A 22,548-nucleotide genomic window follows, 5' to 3' on the forward strand; every position below is an offset into this window, starting at 1 on the left:
CGTTCACGCGTCGAGCGAGAGGGCGTGCTTGGCGCGGTCCACGGACTCCTCCGCGGGCGGCCCGGCGGGGTTCTCGGTGGCCAGCGCCTGGTTGAGGGCGACGAACGGCCGCATCCGGCGCTCGTAGGCGTCGAACGCCGCCGCGTGGTCCTCGCCCGCCCGGCCCAGCTCGTCCGCCAGCACGTACGCGCCGACCAGGGCGAGGCTGGTGCCCTGCCCGGAGAGCGGCGAGGCGCAGTAGCCGGCGTCGCCGACCAGCGCGACCCGCCCCGCCGACCAGCGGTCGAGGTGGATCTGGGCCATGGAGTCGAAGTAGAAGTCCGGGGCGTCGGCCATGGCGGCGAGCAGGGCCGGCACCTCCCAGCCGACGCCCGCCAGCCGCTCGGCGGTGATCCGCTTCTGCTGCTCGACGTCACGGTGGTCGTAGCTGATCGGCTCGGCCGTGAAGCCCAACGTGACCCGCAGCTCGGTGTTGTCGCGCACCGGGTAGACCGCGCCGCCCGCGCCGGAGGCCGCGTCCTGGAACCAGACCTGCCAGTGGTCGAGGCCGAGGAAGTTGGCCGTCGGGAAGATCGCCAGGTACTGCCCGAGGTGCGTGCCGAACCGCTCCTCCGGCCCGAACGCGAGCCGCCGCACGGCCGAGTGCGCGCCGTCCGCGCCGATCACGAAGTCGAACGTGCGGTGGCCACCGTGCGCCAGCTCGACCCGGACGCCGTGCTCCTCTTCCCGCAACGCCGTGATCCAGTCGCCGTGCACGTGCTCGACGCGGTCGGCGGTGACGTCGTGCAGCATCGCGACGAGGTCCTCGCGCAGCAGCTCGACGTCCTCGCCGTCCAGCCGGCCGCTGCTCAGGACGTGCTCCTCGGACCGGAACAGCTCGGTGCCCGCGCCGTCCAGCATCGACATCCCGCGCATCCGGGTCCGCGCGGCCCGCACCCGGTCGCCGAGGCCCATCCGGTCGACCACGTCGAGCGCGACGCCGCGGATGTCGACGGCCTGGCCGCCCTTGCGCGGGCCGGGCGCACGCTCCACCACCGTGACCGAGAAGCCGTTGCGCCGCAGCCAGTGGGCCAGGGCGGTGCCGGCGACCCCGCCGCCCGAGATCAGCACGTTCCGCATGGTGTTCTCCCCGTCAGACGCTGTACGTTTACTGAGCACACAGTGCCGAGAAGTCCAGTAAGACCGCAAAAACTGACCTAGGACAGTGGCCGATCTGTCCTAGTACAGACAGGAGTGGACGTGCCGACCGAAGCGCGTTATCCGGCCATCGTCGCCGACCTCCGGGACCGCATCGCGCGGGGCGAGTTGGCGCCGGGTGCCAAGGTGCCGTCCACCCGCCGGATCGCCGCCGAGTGGGGCGTGGCGATGGCCACCGCCGCCAGGGCGCTCGCCGCCCTGGCGCAGGAAGGGCTGGTCCGGGCCGAACCGCGCTCCGGCACGGTGGTCGCCGAGCCGCGTCGGGCGAGCCCGACCCGACCACGCCCGGCGCACGTCCGACCGCCGGAGCTGACCCGGGAACGGGTGGTGCGGGCCGCGATCGCGATCGCCGACGCCGAAGGGCTCGACGCGCTGACCATGCGCGGTGTCGCGGCCCGGCTCGGCGTCGCGGCCATGTCGCCCTACCGGCACGTGGCGGGCAAGGACGAACTCGTCCTGCTGATGGCCGACGCGGCGTTCGGCGAACGCGGCTACCCGGCCCGGCCGCCGGACGGCTGGCGCGCCCGGTTGGAGCTGTGCGCGCGCACGCTGTGGTCGCTGTACCGGCGGCACCCGTGGCTCGCCCAGCTCAGCCCGATCACCCGGCCGCTGCCGCTGCCGAACCTGGCCGTGCACGCGGAGTGGGCGCTGGCCGCGCTGGACGGGTTCGGCCTCGGCGCCGCCGCCCTGTGCGACCTGCACGTCATGTTCTTCAGCCACGTGCACGGCATCGCGATCCACCTCGAACGCGAGCGGCACGCGCTCGGCGCGTCCGGGCTGTCCGAGGACGAGTGGATGGACACCCAGGCGCCCGCGATGGCGGAGATCGTCGGCTCCGGCCGCTACCCGACGTTCGCGCGGATGCTCACCAGCCTGTCCGCGGAGGGCTACGACCTCGACCTGGACGAACTGTTCGAGCTGGGCCTGCGCTCGATGCTGGACGGCCTCGCCCTGCGGCTGGAGCGGCTGTGATCGCGCACCCGATCGGAAGGCCCGTCCCGATCACCTGTGATGTGATGGCCCGGTGACTGATATTCGTGAGCTCACCGTCGGGGTCCTGGGTGGTACCGGTGCGCAGGGCAAGGGTTTGGCGCTGCGGTGGGCCAAGGCGGGCTTGAAGGTCGTCATCGGTTCCCGCAACGCCGAGCGCGCCGAGGCCGCGGCCGAGGAGCTGCGGTCCCAGGCCGGCGTCGGGCACGTCAGCGGCGCGGACAACGAGGGCTGCGCCCAGCAGGCGGACGTGGTGCTGATCGCCGTGCCGTGGGACGGGCACGCCGACACCGTGGCGTCGTTGCGCGAACCGCTGCGCGGCAAGGTCGTGATCGACTGCGTGAACCCGCTGGGCTTCGACAAGCAGGGCCCGTTCGCGCTGCCGGTGCCGGAGGGCAGCGCCGCGCAGCAGGCCGCCGCGCTCCTGCCGGACTCCCGCGTCACGGCCGCGTTCCACCACGTGTCGGCGGTGAACCTGGCCGACCTGTCGATCGAGTCCGTGGACAACGACGTGCTGGTGCTGGGCGACGACCGCGAGGCCACCGACCTGGTCCGCGCGCTGGCCGACGCGATCCCCGGGTTCCGCGGGGTCTACGGCGGGCGGCTGCGCAACGCCCACCAGGTGGAGGCGTTCACCGCGAACCTCATCGCGATCAACCGCCGGTACAAGGCGCACGCCGGCCTGAAGATCACCGACATCTGATGCTCCCGGTCGACGACCTCGGCGAGCCGGTTCCGTTGCCCGGCCCGCCGAGGCGCGTGGTCAGCCTGGTGCCGTCGCTCACCGAGGCCGTCGCGACCGTCGAGGACGCCGTGCTGATCGGCGCGACGGACTACTGCACGCACCCGCCGGACCTGGACGTGACGCGGGTGGGCGGCTCGAAGTACCCGAAGGTGGACCGGGTGCTGGCGCTGAGGCCGGACCTCGTGCTGGCCAACAGCGAGGAGAACCGCCCGGAGGACGTCGAGCGGCTGCGCGCCGACGGCATCCCGGTGTGGGTCACGGCCGCGCCCGCCACCGTCCCCGCCGCGCTGGGCTCGTTGCGCCGCCTGCTCGGCACGGCGTGGGACGTGGAGCCGGGCTGGCTGGTCGAGGCCGAACGGCTGTGGCGGGACGTGACGCCGCCGTGGGCGCGGGCCGTCGTGCCGGTGTGGCGCAAGCCGTGGGTGGTGCTGGGCCGCGACACGTTCGCGGGCGACGTGCTGCTGCGGCTCGGCGTGGTCAACGCTTTCGCCGACCACGCCGAGCGCTACCCGCGTCCGGAGCTGGAGGACCTCCAGGACGCGGACCTGGTCGTGCTGCCGGACGAGCCGTACCTGTTCACCCCGGACGACGGCCCGCAGTTCTTCCCGGGCCTGCGCCCGGTGCACGTCTCGGGCCGCTACCTGACGTGGTACGGCCCGTCGCTGGTGGAAGCGCGGGCCGCCTTGGAAGCGGCCCTCAGGGCGTGAGGAACCGCTCGGCGACCACCTGACCGTGGAACTCCCGCCCGGTCCGCGTGAACCCGGCGCGGCTCGGCGACGAACCGCTCCTGCCCCGGGCCACGGCGGGCCGCCTGTGGGTCGGATCACACGCCCTTGAACCGGTCGGTGGCGTCGAGCAGGGCGCGCAGGATGCCGGGCTCGTCGAACGCGTGCCCGGCGTCCGGCACGACCACGAGCTCCGAGCCCGGCCACGCCCGGTGCAGTTCCCAGGCCGTGGTGGCGGGTGTGGCCAGGTCGTAGCGGCCCTGGACGATCACGCCTGGGATGCCCGCGAGCTTGCCCGCGTCACGCAGGAGCTGACCTTCCTCCAGCCAGCCGCCGTGCCGGAAGTAGTGGTTCTCGATCCGGGCGAACGCCAGCGCGTACCGGGGTTGCGCGAACGCCTCCACCAGCTCGGGCCGGGGGAGCAGGGTGACCGTCGAGCCCTCCCACACGCTCCACGCCACCGCGGCCGGTTCGCGCACGGCCGGGTCCGGGTCGTCCAGCAGCCGGGCGTAGGTCTCGATCACGTCGGCACCCGGCGGCACGCGTTCCACCACCCGTGACCACACCTCCGGGAACAACATCCCCGCGCCGCCGCCGTAGTACCAGTCGAGTTCCTTGCGCCGCAACGTGAAGATCCCGCGCAGCACGAGCTCGGTGACGCGGTCGGGGTGGGTCTGCGCGTAAGCCAGCGCCAACGTCGACCCCCACGACCCGCCGAACACCTGCCACCGGTCCACGCCCAGGTGCTCGCGGACCAGCTCCAGGTCCGACACCAGGTGCCACGTCGTGTTGGCGGACAGGTTTGCGCCCGGCTCGGACGCGTGCGGCACGGACCGCCCGCAGCCGCGCTGGTCGACCAGCACGATCCGGTACGCGTCCGGGTCGAACAGCCTGCGGTGCACGGGCGCGCAGCCGCCGCCGGGCCCGCCGTGCAGGAACACCACCGGCTTGCCGTAGGGGTTGCCGCAGACCTCCCAGTAGACGCGGTTGCCGTCACCGACGTCGAGCAGGCCCTGGTCGTGCGGTTCGATCTCGGGGTACATGCGCACCACTGTGCCCGAGGCGCGGAGTGGATCACCGCCGAACGCACGTCGCCGCGCCGACCCGAGGGGTCGACGCGGCGATCACACGTCACAGGATCAGTGGAAGGTGTGCTCGGGACCGGGGAACTGGTGGCCCTTCACCTCGGCCGCGAACTGCTCCGCCGCCGACTTCATCACGCCGGCCACGTCGGCGTACCGCTTCACGAACCGCGGCGCGCGCCCGCGGCGCAGGCCCATCATGTCCTGCCAGACGAGCACCTGAGCGTCGGTGTCGGGGCCCGCGCCGATGCCGACGGTCGGGATCACCAGGTCGTGCGTGATCTGCTTGGCGACCTCGCTGGTCACCATCTCCAGCACCACGGCGAACGCGCCCGCGGCCTCGACGGCGCGCGCGTCCTCGACCACCGCGTCGAAGGCGTCGTTGCGGCCCTGCACTCGGTAGCCGCCGAGCTGGTGCTCGCTCTGCGGGGTGAACCCGATGTGCGCCATGACCGGGATGCCCGCCCGCACGATGGCCTCGATGTGCGGTGCGAAGTGCTTCCCGCCTTCGAGCTTCACCGCGTGCGCGCGGCCTTCCTTCATGAACCGCACGGCCGTCGCCACCGCCTGCTCCACCGACACCTGGTAGGAGCCGAACGGCAGGTCGGCCACGACCAGCGCCCGCTTCACCGACCGCGTCACGCCCCGGACCAGCGGGATCAGCTCGTCCACGGTCACCGGCAGCGAGGTGTCGTAGCCGTAGACGTTGTTGGACGCGGAGTCGCCGACCAGCAGCACCGGGATGCCCGCCTCGTCGAACAGCTCCGCGGTGTACATGTCGTAGGCGGTGAGCATGGGCCACGGCTCGCCGCGTTCCTTCAGCTCCCGCAGGTGGTGGATGCGCACCTTCTTGGCGGTGGGGGCGCTGCCCGCCCCGCTGCCGTAGGGCGCGGCTACCTCTGTCGAGGTCATCGTCGACCGTCCTCCCTCGGGGCCTGCTCCGTCGCGGGTCCCCGGGCCTTGTTGCACGGTTACCCGACCAGCGTGACACCGACGCCAGGGGATTTGCGCGGAGTGCGAGACGCTTCACACGGCGGCGTCAGCCGCGAGCCCCGCCCGCCCCATCGCCGCGCAACGCCTCGAGCACGGCCAACGCCACCGCGTCGGGCCGGTCGACCGGCACCATGTGGCGGCTGCCGGGCACCGGCACGGTGCGCCCGGTGGGGCTCATCGCGGCCAGCGCCACGTGCGCGGCGAACTCCCGCCGACCGGCCGTGAGCACGGTCAGCGGCGCGGGCGGCAAGGGCCGGAACGCGCGCAGCCGCTCCACCGCGCCCACCTGCGCCGGGTACGACGCCAGCTCGTCGAGCACGGCCCGCGTCACCGACGGCCGCCCGTACACCGACCGCAGCACCGCCGCCGACGCCGGGTCACACCGGCGCAGCGTCGACCACCACATGGCCCACCGCCGCAGCCGAGGCCCCTGACCCGCCATAACGGCGTCCAGCCCGGTCCTCAGCACCCACCGCGCCACCGCCGCCGACAGGTCGGCCGGCCTCCCCGCGCCGGGAACCTCCGGGTCGGGGTCCACCAGCACGAGCCCGCGCACCCGCCCCGGCCGCAGCCGCGCCCACGCCTCCACGTGCAGCGCCGCCATCGAGTGCCCCACCAGCACCACCGGCCCGACCCCGGCCAGCACCGCGTCCAGCACGGCCACCTCACGGGCCAGCGTCGCCGGGGCCGGCGCCGGGTCCGACAACCCGGTGCCCGGCCGGTCGAACACCAGCACGTGCGCGTCGGGCAGCAGCGCCACCACCGCGTCCCAGTCGAACCACGCGCCGCCCAGTGCCGAGCTGAGCACCACCGCGGGCCCGTCGACACGCCCGGAGGCGCGCACGTGCACCCGACCGGCGAGTGAGGCGACCATGGTGGACAACCCGGATCCCTTGGAGCGTGTCGTGGCGGTGGCCAGGTGGAAGTGGCGGGCGGCGGGAGTCGTCGCCACGGTCGTTCAGCTCGCGGCCCTGGCGTCGGTCCTGCTGTTGTTCCTGCCCGAGGAGTCGCACCTCGCCAGGAGCATTCTCGCGGTCTCGTACCTGCTGGGCCTACCCGTCGAGGGGAACCTGTTCATCGCCCTGGTGCTGGTGGTGCTGGGCGCGGCGCTGCGCAGGCGCAAGCGGGCGGCCCTGTGGACGTTGTTGCTGTTCGAAGCGCTCAACGTGATCTCGTTGCTGCTCTTCCTCCTGTTCTACTGGATCGACCCCTTCCCGTTCCTGGGCTCCGACGAGCCGCCGGACCCGGCCCGGCTGGCGGTGCGCCTGAGCGGCGCTGTCGCCGTCAGCCTGGTGCTCATCGTGCTCCTGCTGGTGATCCGGGCCGCGTTCCCGGCCAAGCTGGCGCCGGGCGCGTGGCGGCAGGCACTGCTGGTGTCCCTCGCCGGGTTGGCGGTGTTGTGCCTGGTCGGCTGGGGTCTGACCGAGGTCTTCCCGGGCCACCTGCACGGCACGTGGCACAAGCTGGTGTGGGCGGCGAACCAGATCACCGGTGAGGTGCTGCCGCAGCGGCGCGGCGGCGAGGGTCCGGCGTGGCTGAGCGTGCTGCTCGGGTTCGGCGGGACGCTCGTCGCGATCGCCGCGCTGTACGTGTTCTTCCGCGGCGAGCGCTCCAGCCGGTGGTTGGACGACACCGAGGAGCTGTCCGTGCGCCGGCTGCTGGCCGCGCACGGCGAGCCGGACTCGCTGGGCTACTTCGCCACCCGCCGCGACAAGAGCGTGGTGTTCGCGCCGAACGGCCGCGCCGCCCTCACCTACCGGGTGCTGGCCGGCACCACGTTGGCCAGCGGTGACCCGATCGGCGACGAGGAGGCGTGGCCGCTGGCGGTGCGGGCGTGGCTGGCCGAGGCACGCCGGTACGGCTGGCTGCCCGGCGTGCTGGGCGCGAGCGAACGCGGCGCGCACGTGTACGCGGCGGCGGGCCTGAAGGCGTTGGAGATCGGCGACGAGGCCGTGCTGGACGTGCGCGAGTTCACGTTGGCGGGCCCCGAGCGGCGGGCCGTGCGGCAGGCCGTGAGCCGGGTGGCGCGCGCCGGGTACACCGCCCGGGTTCGGCGGCACGCCGAGATTCCGGCCGACGAGCTGGCCGCCATCCTCGACCTGGCGCAGCGGTGGCGTGGCGCGCAGACCGAGCGTGGGTTCTCCATGGCGCTGGGCAGGCTGGGCGACCCGACCGACGGCCGGTGCGTGATGGTCGAGGCTTATGACGCGCACGGCGAGCTGCGCGGGCTGCTGTCGTTCGTGCCGTGGGGCAGGCGCGGGCTGTCGCTGGACCTGATGCGCCGCGACCGTGACGCCGAGAACGGCCTGAACGAGTTCATGGTGGCCGAGCTGGTGGCCGCCGCCCCGCGGCTGGGCGTGCAGCGGGTGTCGTTGAACTTCGCCATGTTCCGCGCGGTGTTCGAGGAGGGCGGGCGGATCGGCGCGGGCCCGGTGCTGCGGACCTGGCGGGCCGCGCTCGGCCTCGCGTCCCGGTTCTTCCAGCTCGAGTCGCTGTACCGGTCCAACGCCAAGTACGGCCCGGAGTGGCTGCCCCGCTACCTGTGCTTCACCCGGGCCCGCCACCTGCCCAGGGTGAGCATCGCGGCGGGCGTCGCCGAGGGGTTCGTGCCGAGCCTGCGGTCGTTGTTCCAGCGCGGCTCCTCCCGCGCGTTGCGCTACGAGGCCGCCGACGCGGGCTTCGCCGCGGCGGTGGCCGAGATCGACGCGATCAAGGTCGAGCCCCGGCCGTTGCGCCGCCCCGAACAGGTGCGGGTCCGCATCGCCAAGCTCGACCGGCTGCGCGCCGACGGCATCGACCCGTACCCGGTGAACTTCCCGCGCGACCACTCCCTGGCCGAGGCCCGCGAACGCCTCGGCGAGACCGTGTCGGTGACCGGCCGGGTGGTGGCGTTGCGCGAGCTGGGCGGCCTGTGCTTCGCCCGCGTCCGCGACTTCACCGGCGAGCTCCAGCTCATGCTGGACGCCGGGCGCGTGGACCTGGCCGCGTGGAAGGCGGGCGTCGACCTCGGCGACCACGTGGGCGTGCGCGGCGAGGTGATCCGGTCCAGGCGGGGTGAGCTGTCGGTGCTCGCCGACTCCTGGGCGGTGACCGCGAAGTGCCTGCACCCGTTGCCGGACAAGCGCAAGGGCATGTCCGACCCGGAGGCCCGGGTGCGCAAGCGGTACCTCGACCTGGTGGTGAACCCGGACTCGGCGCGGATGCTGCGGCTGCGCAGCGACGTGGTGCGCGGCATCCGCGACTTCCTGCACGGCCGCGGCTACCTCGAAGTCGAGACGCCGATGCTCCAGGCCGTGCACGGCGGCGCGAACGCCCGCCCGTTCGTCACCCACATCAACGCCTACGACATGCGCATGTACCTGCGCATCGCGCCCGAGCTGTACCTCAAGCGGCTGTGCGTGGCGGGCGTGGACCGGGTGTTCGAGCTGAACCGCAACTTCCGCAACGAGGGCGCGGACGCCACGCACAACCCGGAGTTCACCATGCTGGAGGCCTACCAGTCCTACGCCGACTACACCACGATGCTGCACCTCGTGCGGGAGCTCGTGCAGCACGCGGCCGTGGCCGCGCACGGCCGCCCGGTCGCCGTGCGCGACGGCGTGGAGGTGGACATCTCGGGGCAGTGGCCGGTGGTCCCGGTCCACGCGGCCGTGTCCGCCGCCCTGGCCGCGACCGTCACCCCGGACACCCCGCTGCCCGAGCTGCGCGCCCTGCTGGCGGCCCGGGGCATCGAGGTGGCCGACGACGCCGACCACGGCACGCTGGTGCAGGAGGCGTACGACGAGCTGGTCGAGCCGAACACCGTCGAGCCCACCTTCTACACCGACTTCCCCACCTCGGTCTCGCCCCTGACCCGGCAGCACCGCGCCGATCCCCGCCTGGCCGAGCGCTGGGACCTGGTGGCGTTCGGCGCGGAGATCGGCACGGCCTACTCGGAGCTGACCGACCCGCTGGAGCAGCGCCGCCGGTTGGAGGCGCAGTCGTTGAAGGCGGCCAGCGGTGACGTCGAGGCGATGGAGCTGGACGAGGACTTCCTCGACGCCTTGGAGCACGGGATGCCGCCCACCGGCGGTCTGGGCCTGGGCGTGGACCGGGTGCTGATGATGCTCACCGGCACGTCGATCCGGCAGACCGTGCTGTTCCCGTTCGTCAGGCCCGTCTCGTGAGCAGGCCCGCCCGGGCCCGCAGGTCGGCCGCGGCGGCGTCCAGCTCGGCCGGGTCGGCGATCGTGGTGTTGCCCTCGTAGGTGACGCCGTCGGGCACGGCGTCGCTGCCCACCGGGTCGGCGTCGAAGAGGTTGCCGCGGTAGGTGACGTGCTCCAGCGGCGGGCTCACGTGCAGCACGGCGGTGTTGTCGGCGCGGGCGACGAGGTTGCCCTCGACGGTGACCCACGTGGCCCCGTAGTCGGTGTAGAGGCCGAAGTTGTACGGCGTGCGGGTGTCCTCGATGACGTTGCCGCCGATCACCGCGCCGCGGTCGGGCCGGTCGCCCTGCGGGCCGGACAGGTAGACGCCGCCGCCGTCGGCCAGCACGCCCATCGCGCGGGTCACCAGGTTGTCGGTGATGCGGGTGCCGCCGCGCGACGGTCCGGCGACGATGCCGTTGTGCGGCACGTCGTGCACGTGGTTGTGCGCGATCACGCCGTCCTCGGTGTGCAGGAACGTGATGCCGGCCGAGCCGGAGTGGTCCAGCCCGACGTGCCCGACGAGGTTGTCCTCGACCAGCGCCTTGCGCGTGCCGGTGACGGCGATGGCGGACGCGGCGAGGGTGTCGAAGTCGCAGCCGCGCACCACGAGGTCATCACCGCCGGTCGCGCCGAGCCCGGTCGCGCCGAGCCGGGTGAACCGGCAGCCCTCGAACCGCACGCCGGTCGTGCCGTGCAGCTGCACGGCGGCGGGGATCTGCGCCGCTTCCTCGGGCACGGTCAGCCAGGCGCCCTCGGCCACGTCGACCCGCCCGATCGCGCCGCCGTCGTGGAAGCCGTTCGCGTGGTAGTGGAGGAACCCCCGGTCGTCGGTCGGCCGCAGCCACGTGGTGTCGGCGAAGGTCAGGCCCCGGAACGCCACGTCGCGCACGCCGGTGGCCCGCACCAGCACCTCCAGCACGGGCGCGACGACGTGCGGCTCGTCCTCGTCCGGGCGCGGGAGGTAGTGCAGGACGTGCCGCGCGCGGTCCAGGGCGAACGTGCCGGGGGTCAGGAACGCGGGGTCGTTCTCGACCCGGGTCGGCTCGGGCAGGCCGGTCGAGGTGTGGCCGCCCCACTCGGAGTTGTAGACCTCCCGCGCCCAGGCGAACGCGGGCTGCGCCATCGTGATCTCGCCGTCCGGGGTGGCGGACGCGACCGCCGTGCGCGCTTCGGTCCACGGGTAGACGCCGCGGTGCACGAACTCGACGCCCGCCGGGCTGTGCCAGTCCAGCGGCGCGTCCGTGACGTAGCCGGTGTCGGTGCGGCGGACCGTGCCGGGCAGCCCGTCGATCCCCGCGCGCTCGACCCGCCGCCCGTCCACCACGAGGTGGCGGGTGAGGAGGCCGTCGACCTCGGCCAGCCACACGCCGTCCGGCCCTCGCTGCCCGGTGAGCTCGCGCCCGCCGCTGACGACGACCTCCTCCTGCGCGTCGGTGCCGTAGCCGAACGCCTGGTAGACGACCCGCGAGTCCTCCTCGGTCAGCTCGAACGGCTCGGTGAGCACGTGCGTGCCCGCCCGGAGCTGCACGGTGACGTCACCGCCGGCGTCACGGGCTGCTGCCCTGGCGCGGTCCAGCGTGGCGAACGGCCGGTCGGCGGTGCCCGGTGCTGCGTCGTCCCCGGTCGGGGAGACGTGGAACTCGACCATGACCACATCCTTTGCTGTTTATGCCGTAAACAGACGGGATGTATATCATGGGCGCGGAGGTGCGTGATGGGGAGAGCCGGCGATCCGGACCGCTCGGTCGAGCTGCTGTGGGACGGGCGGCCGGGGTTGAGCCTGCCCGCGATCGTGGCCGCGGCGGTCGAGGTGGCCGACGCGGAGGGCCTGTCCGGGCTGTCCATGCGCAAGGTCGCCGAACGGCTCGGCTTCACCACCATGTCGCTGTACCGGCACGTGCCCGGTCGTGCGCACCTGGTCGACCTCATGCGGGACGCGGTGCTGGGCGACCCGCCCGCGCCACCGGGGGAGCAGGGGTGGCGCGCCCGGCTGGAGGCGTTCGCCCGGCACGCCTGGGAGCTGCGGAAACGGCACCCGTGGCTGGCCGAGGAACGCGGTGCCCGGCACGTGCCCGGACCGAACGCGCTGGCCCACTTCGAACACGCGCTGGCCATCCTCGCCGACACCGGCCTGACCCCGGCCGAGGTGGTCGCGTCCGTCGGCCTGGTCGCCCGCTTCGTGGACGCCGAGGCGGCGGCGCTGGTCGAGGCCGCGCGGACGGAGCGCAGCACCGGCGTCGGCGACGAGGAGTGGTGGGGCGCTCGGGACTCCCTGTACGCCCACTTCTACGCCTTCCCGACGTTGACCCGGCTGTGGGAGACCGGGGGGTTCGACCAGCCCGACCCGTTCGGCTTCGGTCTGGACCGGTTGCTCGACAGCATCGAGCTCCTGATCGAGAAGCGTGATGTAAAGCGTGATGAAACTTGTCGGGTGTGTGGCCGGCCGGTCGAGCAGCCGACCTCCGGGCGGCCCCGCGCGTACTGCTCGCGGGCGTGCCAGCAACGCGCCTACCGCCACCGCCGGTCGACGTGAGCCGCCCACCCGACGGGGGTGGGCGGCTCGGCCGTCGTCAGACCTGCACGGTCGGCAGCACCACGAGCTGCCGCAGGTTCACGTTCTTCGGCCGGCTGGTGGCGAACCCGACCACGTCACCGATGTCGGCCGGGTTCAGCGGCGGCACCTCCTCGCGCCACCGCGTCAGGTCCGCGGACACGTCCGCGTTGTCGATGTGGTCGGCCAGCTCGCTGTGCACCAGGCCGGGCTCGACGTTCGTCACCCGCACGCCCTGCGGACCCAGCTCGGTGCGCAGGTTCGCCGACAGGTGCGTGACGGCGGCCTTCGTGGCGGTGTAGACGGCGTAGTTGGGGAAGGTGAGGTGCGCGCCGATGGACGAGATGTTCACCAGGTCGGCGGTGCCGGTCGCACCCGCCTCGACCAGGTCCGCGGTGAACGCCTTGGTCACGTTCAGCAGGCCCTTGAGGTTGGTGTCGATCATCCGGTGCCACTCGTCGTCACGGCCCTCGGTGATGGGGTTGGCGAGCATCACGCCCGCGTTGTTCACCACCAGGTCGACGCGGCCGAAGGCGGCGTGGATCGCCTCCGCGGCCTCGGTGAGGTCGCCGGTGATGTCCGCGGCGACCGCGAGCGCCTGGCCGCCCTCGGCGGCGATCTTGTCGGCCAGCTCGGCGAGCCGGTCCGCGCGGCGGGCCAGCAGCGCGACCTTCGCCCCGGACCGGGCCAGGACGAGGGCGATCTCCGCGCCGATGCCGCTCGCGGCACCGGTGACGACGGCGGTGCGGTTGTTCAGGTCGTAGGTCATGGCAACAACATTGGACCTGGTCGCGAGGGGTACACGAGGTGCTGGTCCACCTGTGGGACGGCGTTCCCTAGGTCTGGCAGTACCCAGGCTCGACGGGTCGGGGGCGGCCATACTGGGAGGGTGAACCACGACCTCGGCGAGTTCCTCCGCAGCCGCCGGGCCCGCGTGCGCCCGGACGACGTCGGCCTGCCCGGCGGTGGCCGGCGACGCGTCCCCGGCCTGCGCCGCGAGGAGTTGGCGATGCTGGCCGGCGTCAGCGTGGACTACTACATGCGCTTGGAGCAGGGCCGCACCCCGGCCGTGTCGGACGCGGTGCTGGACGCCGTCGCCCGCGTGCTGCGCCTGGACGAGACCGAACGCGCCCACCTGCGCAACCTCGTGCGACCCGCGCCGACCAAGCGACCCGCGCCGCAACGCGTCCGACCCGGCCTGCGCCGGCTGCTCGACATGGTGGACGACGTGCCCGCGTTCGTGATGGGCCGCCGCACGGACATCCTGGCCTGGAACCCGCTGGCCGACGCGCTGTACGGCTTCGGCGACCTGCCGCCGGAGGACTGCAACTCGGCCAGGCACACGTTCCTGCGCCCGCAGTCGCGCACCTTCTACCGCGACTGGCCCTCGGTCGCCGCCGACACGGTGGCGTTCCTCAGGCTCGACGCGGGCCGCTACCCGGACGACGCGAGGCTGGCGGCGTTGGTGGGGGAGCTGTCGGTCAAGGACGAGACGTTCCGCAAGCTGTGGGCGCAGCACAAGGTGCTGGAGAAGACCCACGGCACCAAGCTCATCCACCACCCCGTGGTCGGCGACCTGGACCTCGACTACGAGAGCCTGCAACCGACCGGCGACCCGGACATCGTGCTGGCCGTCTACACCGCTCGCGTGGGTTCGCCGACCGAGGACCGGCTCAAGCTCCTGGCGAGCTGGTCCGCAGCGCCTTCAGGAACGCCCTCAGAGCAGCAGGCCTGAACTCCAGCACCGGCCCGTCCGCGTTCTTGGAGTCCCGCACGGCGTCGAGACCTGCCCGCAGCTCGACGCACTCACCGCCGCTGTTGCCGCTGTAGCTGCTCTTCCGCCAAGTCATACCTCAACGCTATCAAGCAGGTCGGTGACCGAGACCGCCACCAGCTCTCGGAAAACGGCTTCGTAGTGGGAGATCCGGCTCTCCTCGTCCACCAGCAGACCGTCGGTCAACGTCTCCACGTACACGGTCTTGGCGCGGCCGCCGGACGGCGTGAGGATCGAGAACGGGAAGTAGAGCGCACCCGTCAGGCCGACCTCGTCCGGGATGACCCGGATGGTGATGTGCGGCATCCGGGAGAGCTTCTTGAGGTGCTGCAACTGCCCGAACCGGGTTTCGGGTGACCCGACCGGTGCGCGCAGCACGGCCTGGGTGATCACCATCGTGAACTCCGGCGGGTTCGGGCCGGTCATCCGCGCCTGTCGGGCCATCCGGGCTTGCACCAGCCGGTCGACCTCGGTGGGGCGCAGCGCGGAGTTCGTCCGGATCACCGCTCGGGCGTAGTCCTCGGTCTGCACCAACCCGTGCAGCAGGTCCGGCCGGTAGGACTCGATCGTCCGCGCGGTCTCCTCGGTGTTGAAGAACTTCCGCAGCCGGTCCGGGATCGCCGCGCCCCAAGGCGTCTTCGGCCTGCGCCGCCGGGCTTCCTCGCCCAGGTGCAGCAGGTCCGCCCGCTCCTCGCCCTCGACGCCGAAGAGGTCGAGCAGGGCGGCCAGTTCCAGCGGCGGCACGGAGGTGTCGCCGCGCAGGATCGTGCCCACCTTCGACACCGAGCAGCCGAGCGTCCGCATGATGTCCGCCCGGTCCTTGCCGCTGCGCCGCATGAGCTCCTTGAGGCGTTCGGCGAGCCGTGCGCGGTAGTCGGTCGGGCTTTGACCGCTGGTGGTCATGGGTCTCCTCGCTTGATCACCGCCAGTCTGCCCGAGTCCGCCCGTCGCTTCAGTCACCCGGTCAGGCGACTACCCAAGCTGAGTACTCAGGTTTAGCGTTTGAGTATGACTGAGGAAGAGCGTGAGTGGGTGGCCGACGAGGCTCCGCGCCTGTTCGCCGTGGTGGAGCGCGTCCCGGAGTTGCAGGTGGCGGCCTGGGGCTTGGAGTTCGAGGACAGCGCGCAGGTGGTGTCCGAGGACGGCACGCTCCGGATGAACCTGCAAGGCCCGGAGAGCTGCCTGCACCTGTTCAAGGGCTCGGAGCTGCTCTGGATCTGACGTACCGAAAACAAAACTTGTCATGACAGTTCGGGTTGTCTTAGGCTGAGGAGGTCCCACCGACGAACAGGAGCGGGCCATGTCCTTCCAGGCGTACCTCGACACCATCGAGCGCAAGACCGGCAAGACGCCGGCCGAGCTCCTCGCCGAGGCGGGCGACCGCGGGTACGACTCGACCACCAAGGCCGGCGTCGTCCTCCAGTGGCTGAAGGACGACTACGACCTGGGCCGCGGTCACGGCATGGCGCTCTACCACGTGCTCAAGAACGGCACCACGATCAGCGACAAGCACGTCGGCGGCACCGGCACGCACCGGGACGACTCCACGACCCTGCGCGTGGACGGCCTGGCCAACCGCTGACCCGCCGCACGGCTTCCGGATCACCATCACCGGCGACCGCGGTCCCGTTCGAGGCGGACGGGCCGGCCGACCTCTTCCCACCGGACCTGACCGGCTGCCACGACGGCGCGGAGGCGTCCGCGGGAACCGGTGGACGGCCCCACGACCCCTCACGCGACAGCCCCGACCCGCAGCGCCCGGCCGACGCCTTCTCCGACGCAGTTGACCGGGTTGGCCGCCGACCGCGGCACCGCCTCCGCGCCTGCGACGTCGCCACCGCGCTCCGCGACCTGCCGAGTCGGGCACTTCCGAGATCGCCCGGGAGCACCACGCCGGCCGGAGCTGCCCGCACGGCTCGCCGAAGCACGTGCCGCGCCCGCGCTCTCGCTGTCCGCGGCCTGACGCTCAGGAGCAGCGCGTGCCCTCGCGCGGCAGCTTCCCCTCGATCAGGTACTCGTGCCCGGCGTCGTCCACGCACCGGTTGCCCTGGAAGTACACGGTGTGCTGGTTGCCCTCGAACGTGAGCAGCCCGCCGCCCAGCTCCTTCGCCAGGTTGACCCCAGCCTCGTACGGCGTGGCCGGGTCGCCGGTGGTGGAGATCACCAGCACCGGCGGCAGGCCGGACACCGGCTTGTGCTCCTGCACGCTCGGCGGCACGGGCCAGAACGCGCACGCGTCCAGCGCCGCGGCCGGCGGCTGGCCGTCGTCCAGGAACGGCGCGGCCGCCTTGTACCGCCGGGCCACGTCGTCGAGCACGTTCTTGTCCGTCACGCGCGGCTCGTCCACGCACTTCACCGCCACGAAAGCATCGGTGATCGTGGAGTACCGGCCTTCGGAGTCCCGGTCGAAGTAGTTGTCGGCCAGCAGCATGAGCACGTCACCGCGGTTGTTCTTCAGCTCCGTCAACCCGGTGTTCAGCGGCTCCCACAGCTCCTCCGAGTACATGGCCTGGATCGCGCCGGTGATCGCGTCGTTGTACGACAGCTTCCGGTCGCCCACCGCCACGGGCCGCTGCACCAGGGGCAACGTCAGCTCGCGGAACGCCTGGTTGGCCTTGGACGGGTCCGAACCCAGGGCGCAGTCCTTGCGCGGCGCGCACCACGCGGCGAACGCGTCGAACGCCTTCTGGAAGCCCGCGCCCTGCGCGATCAGCGACTCCACCTGGTTCTGCGTCGGGTCCACCGCGCCGTCGAGCACGAGCGCCCGCACGTTGCCCGGGAACGCCTGCGCGTAGGCCGCGCCGATGTGCGTACCGTAGGAGTAGCCGAGGTAGGTCAGCTTCTCGTCGCCGAGCGCGGACCGCATGACGTCCAGGTCGCGCACGACGTCCCTGGTGCCGACGTTGGCCAGCACGTCGACGCCGGTCGTCGAGGCGCACTTCTCGGCGTAGGACTTGTTCTCCGCCTCGGTCTCGGCGATGCCCGCCGGCGAGGTGTCGACGTCGTTGTCGAGCCGGTCGGCGTCGCGTTCGGCGTCGGTCAGGCACTTGACCTGCGGCTCGCTCGCCCCGACGCCACGCGGGTCGAACCCGACCAGGTCGAACCGCTCACCCACCGGCGACGACTTGACCTGCGCGCCCATGCCCGCCGCCGCGGCCATGCCGGACGCGCCCGGACCACCCGGGTTGATGATCAGCGAGCCGATCCGGTCGCCGGTCGCGGCCTGTCGCAGCAACCCGATCTTGATCGTCCGGCCGTCGGGCTTGGTGTAGTCGAGCGGCACTTCCAGCCGGGCGCACTCGATCGACTTCTTGTTCTTGAACAGCGACGTCGTCGTGCCGGTCGTGGCGTAGGGCGCGCAGTCCTCCCAGCCGAGCTGCTGGCCGTAGAACCGCTCCAGCCCGGCGGGCACGACACCGGCCGGTCCTCTCTGCTCCAGCGCCGTCCCCGCGGTGGGTGACCCGGGCAGCACGCTCGTGCACGAGGCGAGGAGCGGCAGGGCGAGGAACAGCATCATCGGACGGCGCACGCCCCCGATCGTAGGTGTGACACGTGGGCCACAACGTCCGCCAAGGCCGCTCCGAGTGAGCGAGAATGCACCCATGCCACAGCTCCGACTCGCCCTCGCCCAGGTCAACGCCTGTGTCGGCGACCTGGCGGGCAACACCGAACTCGTCGTCGAGTGGTCCCGCAAGGCCGTGGAGGCGGGCGCCCACCTCGCGGTCTTCCCCGAGATGGCGCTGACCGGGTACCCGGTCGAGGACCTGGCGCTGCGCGTGTCGTTCGCCGAGGCGTCCAAGGAGGCGCTGACCGCGCTGGCGTCCCGGCTGGACGACGAGGGGTGCGGTGAGCTGCCGGTGTTCGTCGGCTACCTCGACCGCGACGAGCGCGGCATGCGCAACTCCGCGGCCGTGCTGCACCGGGGCGCGGTGGTGGCCCGCCAGCACAAGCACCACCTGCCCAACTACGGCGTGTTCGACGAGCGCCGGTACTTCACGCCCGGCGACACGCTGGACGTCGTGCGCGTGCACGGCCTCGAGGTCGGCATGGTGATCTGCGAGGACCTGTGGCAGGACGGCGGCCCGATCGCGGCCCTCGGTGAGGCGGGCGTCGACCTGGTGGTGTCGCCGAACGCTTCGCCGTACGAGCGCAAGAAGGACGACGCCCGGTTGCCGCTGGTGGCCCGGCGGGCGGCCGAGGCGGGCGCGCCGTTGGCGTACGTGAACCTGATCGGCGGGCAGGACGAGCTGGTGTTCGACGGCGACACGATGGTGGTCGGCGCGGACGGCTCGCTGATCACCCGCGCGCCGCAGTTCGTCGAGCACCTGGTCGTGCTGGACCTCGACCTGCCCGGCGGCGCGCCCCGCACCGAGGGCTCCTACGGCGGCTTCACGGTCCACCGCAAGGCGCTGTCGCACGACCCGCTGCCGGCCTACGACCCGCTGCCCGTGCCGCAGCCGGCCGAGCCGCTGTCCGACGAGGCGGAGGTGTGGCACGCGCTGGTCACCGGCCTGCGCGACTACGTGCACAAGAACGGCTTCCGCTCCGTCGTCCTGGGCCTCTCGGGCGGCATCGACTCGGCGGTGGTGGCCGCGCTGGCGGTGGACGCCTTGGGCGCGGACCACGTGCACGGCGTGTCGATGCCGTCGGTGTACTCGTCGGACCACTCCAAGTCCGACGCCCACGACCTGGCCCAGCGCACCGGCTGCCACTACTCGGAGCAGCCGATCGCGGACATGGTCAGCGTGTTCGTCGACCAGCTCGGGCTGACCGGGCTGGCCGAGGAGAACGTGCAGGCGCGCTGCCGGGGCGTCACGTTGATGGGGCTGTCCAACCAGCACGGCCACCTGGTGCTGGCCACGGGCAACAAGACCGAGCTGGCCGTGGGCTACTCGACCATCTACGGCGACGCGGTCGGCGGGTTCGCGCCGATCAAGGACGTGCTCAAGACGCTGGTGTGGGACCTGGCGCGGTGGCGCAACGCGGAGGCCGAGAAGCTGGGCGAGCTGCCGCCGATCCCGGAGAACTCGATCACCAAGCCGCCGTCGGCCGAGCTGCGCCCCGGCCAGGTCGACCAGGACTCGCTGCCCGACTACGAGCTGCTCGACTCGGTGCTGGACGACTACGTCGAGGGCGACAAGGGCTACCGCGACCTGATCGCGATGGGGTTCTCGCACGAGCTGGTCGACAAGGTGCTGCGCATGGTGGACAAGGCGGAGTACAAGCGCCGCCAGTACCCGCCGGGCACCAAGATCACGTTCAAGGCGTTCGGCCGCGACCGCAGGCTGCCGATCACCAGCGGCTGGCGCGAGGGCTGACCGCCCGGGTCAGGCGGTGGCCGTCGTCCCCGTGGGCGCGGCCGCCGCGCTGGTGCGCGGCTTGCGGTTCGCGCCGACCCCGCCCGCGATGGCCATCGCCCCGAGCACGATCAGCACCACGGCCAGCAGCCAGGCCAGCGCGATCAGGCTCGCCACCGGCCACACGAGCACCACGATCCCGCCGATCGCGGTGACGACGCCGGACAGCACCGCCCACCCGCTCGTGCGCACGCCGTGGAAGACCTCGGCGACCCCGCCCACGACCCACGTCGCGCCCAGCAGCAGCGCCAGCACCGTGATGGTCCGGAACGGTGCGCGCAGGCACAGGATGCCCGCGACCAGGGCCAGCAGCCCGGCCACCGCCAGCAGCCAGCGCTGCCGGCCCAGCTCGTCCTCGGTGAACGAGCCGACCAGCCAGAACAGGCCGGTGACCAGCATCTCCAGGCCGAACAGCACGGCCGCCGTCAGCAGCGTGAGGCCCGGCCACAGCAGCACGGCCAAGCCGATCGCCAGCGTGATCACCCCGAAGGTGATCCACAGCGTTCGCCCGCGGCCACCGGTCGTCGTCGCGGCGCGCCCGACCTGACCAGCGGTGTTCGCATCGGGATGTGTCATGCGGCCATGGTCCGTCGGTCCGCCCGGACCCGCAGGGCCGCCGTTCACCCGTCCGAGTGGTTCGCTCCCGTGGCGGCACGCGGCAGCGCCAACGACACCACCGCGCCGAGACCGCAGATCACCGCCGTGATCCAGAAGATCTCGTGGTACTCGGTCAGCAACGCCGCCGTCAGCGCCTCGCGGTAGGCCGCCGCCTTCTCGGCGAACTCCTCCGGCGACAGCCCGAACGGCAGCGGCGTGTCCAGGTCGGCGGTCAGCTCCCGGAACCGGTGCAGCCCCCAGGCCGACAACGCGGCCACCCCGACCAGCATCCCGGTCATCCGCGCCACCACCACGGCGGCCGAGGCGACACCGTGCTGCGCGGCGGGCACGACCCGCAGCACCGCCGCCGACACCGGCGCGATCACCAGCCCCAACCCGAACCCGGCCACCGCCAGGTCCCGGCCCACCACGAACGACGACACCGTCGCCGGCCACTGCGCGATCAGCGCGTAAGCGCCACCGGCGACCACCAACCCGGCGAACGACACCCACCGGTCACCCAACCGGGTGCGCGCGGCCAACCAGCCGCCGACCAGCGCGCCCACCGGCAACGCGACCAGGAACCGCGCCAACATCCCCGCCGCCGCGGCCGAGTCGCGGCCCAGCACGGTCTGCGCGAACAGCTCCACGTCCACCAACGTGACCATCAGCGCCGCACCCGCCGCCAACGACACGCCCAGCGACGCCAGGAACGGCCCGACGGCCACCCCGGTCGGGTCCAGCAGCCGCACCGACGACCGCCGCTCCCACAGCACGAACCCGACGAACACCACCACCGACGCGCCCAGCGCCGGCACACCCCACGACGGCAGCACCGACCGTGCCGGATCGGGGTTGTACAGCCCGACCACCAGCAACGACAGCGCCAACGCCAGCAGACCGCCGCCGACGACGTCGATCCGCACCGCCGAACGCGCCGACCGCGGCACGGTCCGCTGCACGACCACCATCGCGATCGCCGCCAGCGGCAGGTTCACCCAGAACACCCACCGCCAGCTCTGCGGCTCCACGGACTCGAAGAACGACCAGGCGTTGAACAACGACGCCAACCCGACGCCGTAGAGCGTGCCCAGCACGCTGCCCAACTCCTGCGCCGCGCCCACCACGCCCAACGCCGACGCGCGCCGTTGCGCCGCCCACAGGTCCGCGACCAACGCCATCGTGACCGGCAGCAACGCCCCACCGGCCAGGCCCTGCACCACCCGCCCCGCCACCAGCAGCGGCAGGTCGCCCGCCAACGCCGTCACGGCCGAGCCGACCGCGAACCCGACCAGGCACAGGTGCAGCACCAACCGCCGCCCGAACCGGTCCGACAGCTGCCCCAGCAGCGGCATCCCGGCCACGTACCCGAGCAGGTAACCCGTCACCACGGGCGTCGCGCGCTCCAGGTGGTTCACCGGGATGCCCAGGTCGCGCACCATGTCCACGAGCACGCCGACGACCACGTACGCGTCCAGCGCGCCCAGCAGCACCGCCGCCGCGCCGGCCCCGATCGCCAGCCGCCGCGCCCGGACCGCGCCCACCGCCGACTCGTCCACGGCCGGGCTCACGCCGGCGGTGAAACGGTGACGGGCTTGTTGAAGTCCGACAGCTCGATCGTCACCTTCGCCCCGCTCGGCAACGTGAACAGCGCCTTCTGCAATCGCTCGTCCTTCACCGAGAACTCCGAGGCCACGTCGGCGTCGATGCCCGGCACCAGGCCGGCGACCACGTCACGTGGCACGGTCGCCTCGACCACCGTTGCGCCGTCGTCGTCGGACTTGGTCTTGGCGTCACGCGCGTCGGCCAGCACCTTGGCCACGCCCTTGTCCGGGTCCAGGATCGCGGTCGGGTCGTACACCTGGCCCGCCAGCGCGGCGGGGAGCTTGGTGAACCCGCCGGTCGGACCCTTGAAGTAGAGATCCTGCTCGACCAGCACGTACTCGACCTCGATCAACTGGCCGAACTGCTCGACCTTCGCCCGGCCCTGCGACTGGCCCTCGGCGTTCAGGTCGCCCTCGGCGTCCTTCACGGTCACGCCCGGCAGCTCGCCGTCGACCTTGATCGTGAAGTGGGTGCTGGTCACGGTCTTCATCCCGGCGGAGGCCTTGGCCAGCACGTCCGGCCCGTCGGGCAGGGAACCGCCGCCACCGCCGGACGACGTGCAGCCCGCCACGAGTGCGAGCACGAGCGACCCGATCAGGGTGCGACGAGGGAGCATGGGTGGCATCGTAGATCCAGCCGCGCGTCGGCACGGCGCGATGCGGGCGCAAGGCCGTGACCTGCGCGTTGTCCTCGGCGCGGCGAATGGCGCAGCGCTTTCGGCCGAGTCGGCAACGCGCGGTTCATC

Annotated in this window: 21 protein-coding genes; 9 read left to right on the forward strand and 12 right to left on the reverse strand. The window is 72.6% G+C overall.

Annotated features, from left to right (window positions below):
* Positions 1 to 3: 3 nt before the first annotated feature.
* The gene (locus LZG04_RS36965; protein ID WP_233826138.1) at positions 4 to 1,119 is read right to left on the reverse strand and encodes an FAD-dependent monooxygenase; all 1,116 of its coding nucleotides are present in this window, start codon (positions 1,117 to 1,119) and stop codon (positions 4 to 6) included.
* 120 nt (positions 1,120 to 1,239) lie between these two features.
* On the opposite strand from LZG04_RS36965, the gene LZG04_RS36970 reads away from it, so the two are divergent.
* From LZG04_RS36970 to LZG04_RS36980, 3 genes are read left to right on the forward strand one after another with little or no spacing between them, the layout of a single operon-like run.
* Complete coding sequence (locus LZG04_RS36970; RefSeq protein ID WP_233826140.1) at positions 1,240 to 2,169, forward strand: TetR/AcrR family transcriptional regulator C-terminal domain-containing protein; 930 nt, start codon at positions 1,240 to 1,242, stop codon at positions 2,167 to 2,169.
* A gap of 52 nt (positions 2,170 to 2,221) precedes the next feature.
* On the forward strand, positions 2,222 to 2,890 hold the full coding sequence (gene npdG / locus LZG04_RS36975) for an NADPH-dependent F420 reductase (protein ID WP_233826142.1): 669 nt from the start codon (positions 2,222 to 2,224) through the stop codon (positions 2,888 to 2,890).
* Positions 2,890 to 3,639: a helical backbone metal receptor gene (locus tag LZG04_RS36980; protein ID WP_233826144.1), complete on the forward strand. Its 750-nt coding sequence runs from the start codon at positions 2,890 to 2,892 to the stop codon at positions 3,637 to 3,639. The genes npdG and LZG04_RS36980 overlap by 1 nt, the downstream gene beginning before the upstream one ends.
* A gap of 116 nt (positions 3,640 to 3,755) precedes the next feature.
* On the opposite strand, the gene pip is transcribed toward LZG04_RS36980, so the two are convergent.
* From pip to LZG04_RS36995, 3 genes are all read right to left on the reverse strand, one after another.
* Entirely contained in the window at positions 3,756 to 4,700 is a 945-nt protein-coding gene (gene pip, locus LZG04_RS36985; protein ID WP_233826146.1) for a prolyl aminopeptidase, read from the reverse strand.
* A gap of 96 nt (positions 4,701 to 4,796) precedes the next feature.
* Positions 4,797 to 5,651, reverse strand: a complete 855-nt coding sequence (gene panB, locus LZG04_RS36990; protein ID WP_233826147.1) for a 3-methyl-2-oxobutanoate hydroxymethyltransferase — start codon at positions 5,649 to 5,651, stop codon at positions 4,797 to 4,799.
* A gap of 127 nt (positions 5,652 to 5,778) precedes the next feature.
* The gene (locus LZG04_RS36995) at positions 5,779 to 6,606 is read right to left on the reverse strand and encodes an alpha/beta fold hydrolase (protein ID WP_233826148.1); all 828 of its coding nucleotides are present in this window, start codon (positions 6,604 to 6,606) and stop codon (positions 5,779 to 5,781) included.
* Between LZG04_RS36995 and lysX the strand changes: the two genes are divergently transcribed.
* Entirely contained in the window at positions 6,605 to 9,898 is a 3,294-nt protein-coding gene (gene lysX, locus LZG04_RS37000; RefSeq protein ID WP_233826150.1) for a bifunctional lysylphosphatidylglycerol synthetase/lysine--tRNA ligase LysX, read from the forward strand. The two genes, LZG04_RS36995 and lysX, sit on opposite strands and share 2 nt — an antisense overlap.
* Here lysX and LZG04_RS37005 read toward each other — a convergent pair.
* Entirely contained in the window at positions 9,882 to 11,567 is a 1,686-nt protein-coding gene (locus LZG04_RS37005; RefSeq protein WP_233826152.1) for a right-handed parallel beta-helix repeat-containing protein, read from the reverse strand. The two genes, lysX and LZG04_RS37005, sit on opposite strands and share 17 nt — an antisense overlap.
* Positions 11,568 to 11,633: 66 nt before the next feature.
* Here LZG04_RS37005 and LZG04_RS37010 point away from each other — a divergent pair, with 66 nt between their 5' ends.
* Positions 11,634 to 12,452: a TetR/AcrR family transcriptional regulator C-terminal domain-containing protein gene (locus tag LZG04_RS37010; RefSeq protein WP_233826154.1), complete on the forward strand. Its 819-nt coding sequence runs from the start codon at positions 11,634 to 11,636 to the stop codon at positions 12,450 to 12,452.
* Between the two features lie 37 nt (positions 12,453 to 12,489).
* On the opposite strand, the gene LZG04_RS37015 is transcribed toward LZG04_RS37010, so the two are convergent.
* Complete coding sequence (locus LZG04_RS37015; protein WP_233826155.1) at positions 12,490 to 13,239, reverse strand: SDR family oxidoreductase; 750 nt, start codon at positions 13,237 to 13,239, stop codon at positions 12,490 to 12,492.
* A 120-nt stretch (positions 13,240 to 13,359) separates the two neighbouring features.
* Between LZG04_RS37015 and LZG04_RS37020 the strand changes: the two genes are divergently transcribed.
* Positions 13,360 to 14,205, forward strand: a complete 846-nt coding sequence (locus LZG04_RS37020; RefSeq protein ID WP_233826156.1) for a helix-turn-helix transcriptional regulator — start codon at positions 13,360 to 13,362, stop codon at positions 14,203 to 14,205.
* On the opposite strand, the gene LZG04_RS37025 is transcribed toward LZG04_RS37020, so the two are convergent.
* Complete coding sequence (locus LZG04_RS37025; protein WP_233826158.1) at positions 14,144 to 14,320, reverse strand: DUF397 domain-containing protein; 177 nt, start codon at positions 14,318 to 14,320, stop codon at positions 14,144 to 14,146. The genes LZG04_RS37020 and LZG04_RS37025 overlap by 62 nt on opposite strands.
* Positions 14,317 to 15,147, reverse strand: coding sequence for a helix-turn-helix transcriptional regulator (locus tag LZG04_RS37030; protein ID WP_233826159.1), 831 nt, complete (start codon positions 15,145 to 15,147; stop codon positions 14,317 to 14,319). Before LZG04_RS37030 ends, LZG04_RS37025 begins: the two co-directional genes overlap by 4 nt.
* Positions 15,148 to 15,252: 105 nt before the next feature.
* Here LZG04_RS37030 and LZG04_RS37035 point away from each other — a divergent pair, with 105 nt between their 5' ends.
* Positions 15,253 to 15,465, forward strand: coding sequence for a hypothetical protein (locus LZG04_RS37035; protein WP_233826160.1), 213 nt, complete (start codon positions 15,253 to 15,255; stop codon positions 15,463 to 15,465).
* A gap of 79 nt (positions 15,466 to 15,544) precedes the next feature.
* On the forward strand, positions 15,545 to 15,826 hold the full coding sequence (locus LZG04_RS37040) for a DUF4287 domain-containing protein (protein WP_233826162.1): 282 nt from the start codon (positions 15,545 to 15,547) through the stop codon (positions 15,824 to 15,826).
* Between the two features lie 384 nt (positions 15,827 to 16,210).
* Here LZG04_RS37040 and LZG04_RS37045 read toward each other — a convergent pair whose 3' ends face one another.
* The gene (locus tag LZG04_RS37045) at positions 16,211 to 17,758 is read right to left on the reverse strand and encodes an alpha/beta hydrolase (protein WP_233826183.1); all 1,548 of its coding nucleotides are present in this window, start codon (positions 17,756 to 17,758) and stop codon (positions 16,211 to 16,213) included.
* An 88-nt stretch (positions 17,759 to 17,846) separates the two neighbouring features.
* Here LZG04_RS37045 and LZG04_RS37050 point away from each other — a divergent pair, with 88 nt between their 5' ends.
* On the forward strand, positions 17,847 to 19,562 hold the full coding sequence (locus LZG04_RS37050) for an NAD+ synthase (protein WP_233826163.1): 1,716 nt from the start codon (positions 17,847 to 17,849) through the stop codon (positions 19,560 to 19,562).
* Positions 19,563 to 19,571: 9 nt separating this feature from the next.
* Here LZG04_RS37050 and LZG04_RS37055 read toward each other — a convergent pair whose 3' ends face one another.
* The 3 genes from LZG04_RS37055 to LZG04_RS37065 are packed head-to-tail and all read right to left on the reverse strand — an operon-like array spanning position 19,572 to position 22,419.
* Positions 19,572 to 20,177, reverse strand: a complete 606-nt coding sequence (locus LZG04_RS37055; protein WP_233826166.1) for an HdeD family acid-resistance protein — start codon at positions 20,175 to 20,177, stop codon at positions 19,572 to 19,574.
* Between the two features lie 44 nt (positions 20,178 to 20,221).
* Entirely contained in the window at positions 20,222 to 21,769 is a 1,548-nt protein-coding gene (locus LZG04_RS37060; RefSeq protein ID WP_233826168.1) for an MFS transporter, read from the reverse strand.
* Complete coding sequence (locus LZG04_RS37065; protein WP_233826170.1) at positions 21,766 to 22,419, reverse strand: LppX_LprAFG lipoprotein; 654 nt, start codon at positions 22,417 to 22,419, stop codon at positions 21,766 to 21,768. Before LZG04_RS37065 ends, LZG04_RS37060 begins: the two co-directional genes overlap by 4 nt.
* Positions 22,420 to 22,548 lie beyond the last annotated feature (129 nt).

The organism is Saccharothrix sp. S26 (assembly GCF_021390395.1).
Taxonomy (GTDB): Bacteria; Actinomycetota; Actinomycetes; order Mycobacteriales; family Pseudonocardiaceae; genus Actinosynnema.

Excerpts from the sequence above, each read along its gene's own strand:
- LZG04_RS36965 (WP_233826138.1), bottom strand. The coding sequence starts at position 1,119 with ATGCGGAACGTGCTGATCTCGGGCGGCGGGGTCGCCGGCACCGCCCTG.
- LZG04_RS36980 (WP_233826144.1), top strand. The coding sequence starts at position 2,890 with ATGCTCCCGGTCGACGACCTCGGCGAGCCGGTTCCGTTGCCCGGCCCG.
- pip (WP_233826146.1), bottom strand. The coding sequence starts at position 4,700 with ATGTACCCCGAGATCGAACCGCACGACCAGGGCCTGCTCGACGTCGGT.
- panB (WP_233826147.1), bottom strand. The coding sequence starts at position 5,651 with ATGACCTCGACAGAGGTAGCCGCGCCCTACGGCAGCGGGGCGGGCAGC.
- lysX (WP_233826150.1), top strand. The coding sequence starts at position 6,605 with ATGGTGGACAACCCGGATCCCTTGGAGCGTGTCGTGGCGGTGGCCAGG.
- LZG04_RS36995 (WP_233826148.1), bottom strand. The coding sequence starts at position 6,606 with ATGGTCGCCTCACTCGCCGGTCGGGTGCACGTGCGCGCCTCCGGGCGT.
- LZG04_RS37005 (WP_233826152.1), bottom strand. The coding sequence starts at position 11,567 with ATGGTCGAGTTCCACGTCTCCCCGACCGGGGACGACGCAGCACCGGGC.
- LZG04_RS37010 (WP_233826154.1), top strand. The coding sequence starts at position 11,634 with ATGGGGAGAGCCGGCGATCCGGACCGCTCGGTCGAGCTGCTGTGGGAC.
- LZG04_RS37015 (WP_233826155.1), bottom strand. The coding sequence starts at position 13,239 with ATGACCTACGACCTGAACAACCGCACCGCCGTCGTCACCGGTGCCGCG.
- LZG04_RS37025 (WP_233826158.1), bottom strand. The coding sequence starts at position 14,320 with ATGACTTGGCGGAAGAGCAGCTACAGCGGCAACAGCGGCGGTGAGTGC.
- LZG04_RS37030 (WP_233826159.1), bottom strand. The coding sequence starts at position 15,147 with ATGACCACCAGCGGTCAAAGCCCGACCGACTACCGCGCACGGCTCGCC.
- LZG04_RS37035 (WP_233826160.1), top strand. The coding sequence starts at position 15,253 with ATGACTGAGGAAGAGCGTGAGTGGGTGGCCGACGAGGCTCCGCGCCTG.
- LZG04_RS37040 (WP_233826162.1), top strand. The coding sequence starts at position 15,545 with ATGTCCTTCCAGGCGTACCTCGACACCATCGAGCGCAAGACCGGCAAG.
- LZG04_RS37045 (WP_233826183.1), bottom strand. The coding sequence starts at position 17,758 with ATGCTGTTCCTCGCCCTGCCGCTCCTCGCCTCGTGCACGAGCGTGCTG.
- LZG04_RS37050 (WP_233826163.1), top strand. The coding sequence starts at position 17,847 with ATGCCACAGCTCCGACTCGCCCTCGCCCAGGTCAACGCCTGTGTCGGC.
- LZG04_RS37055 (WP_233826166.1), bottom strand. The coding sequence starts at position 20,177 with ATGACACATCCCGATGCGAACACCGCTGGTCAGGTCGGGCGCGCCGCG.
- LZG04_RS37065 (WP_233826170.1), bottom strand. The coding sequence starts at position 22,419 with ATGCTCCCTCGTCGCACCCTGATCGGGTCGCTCGTGCTCGCACTCGTG.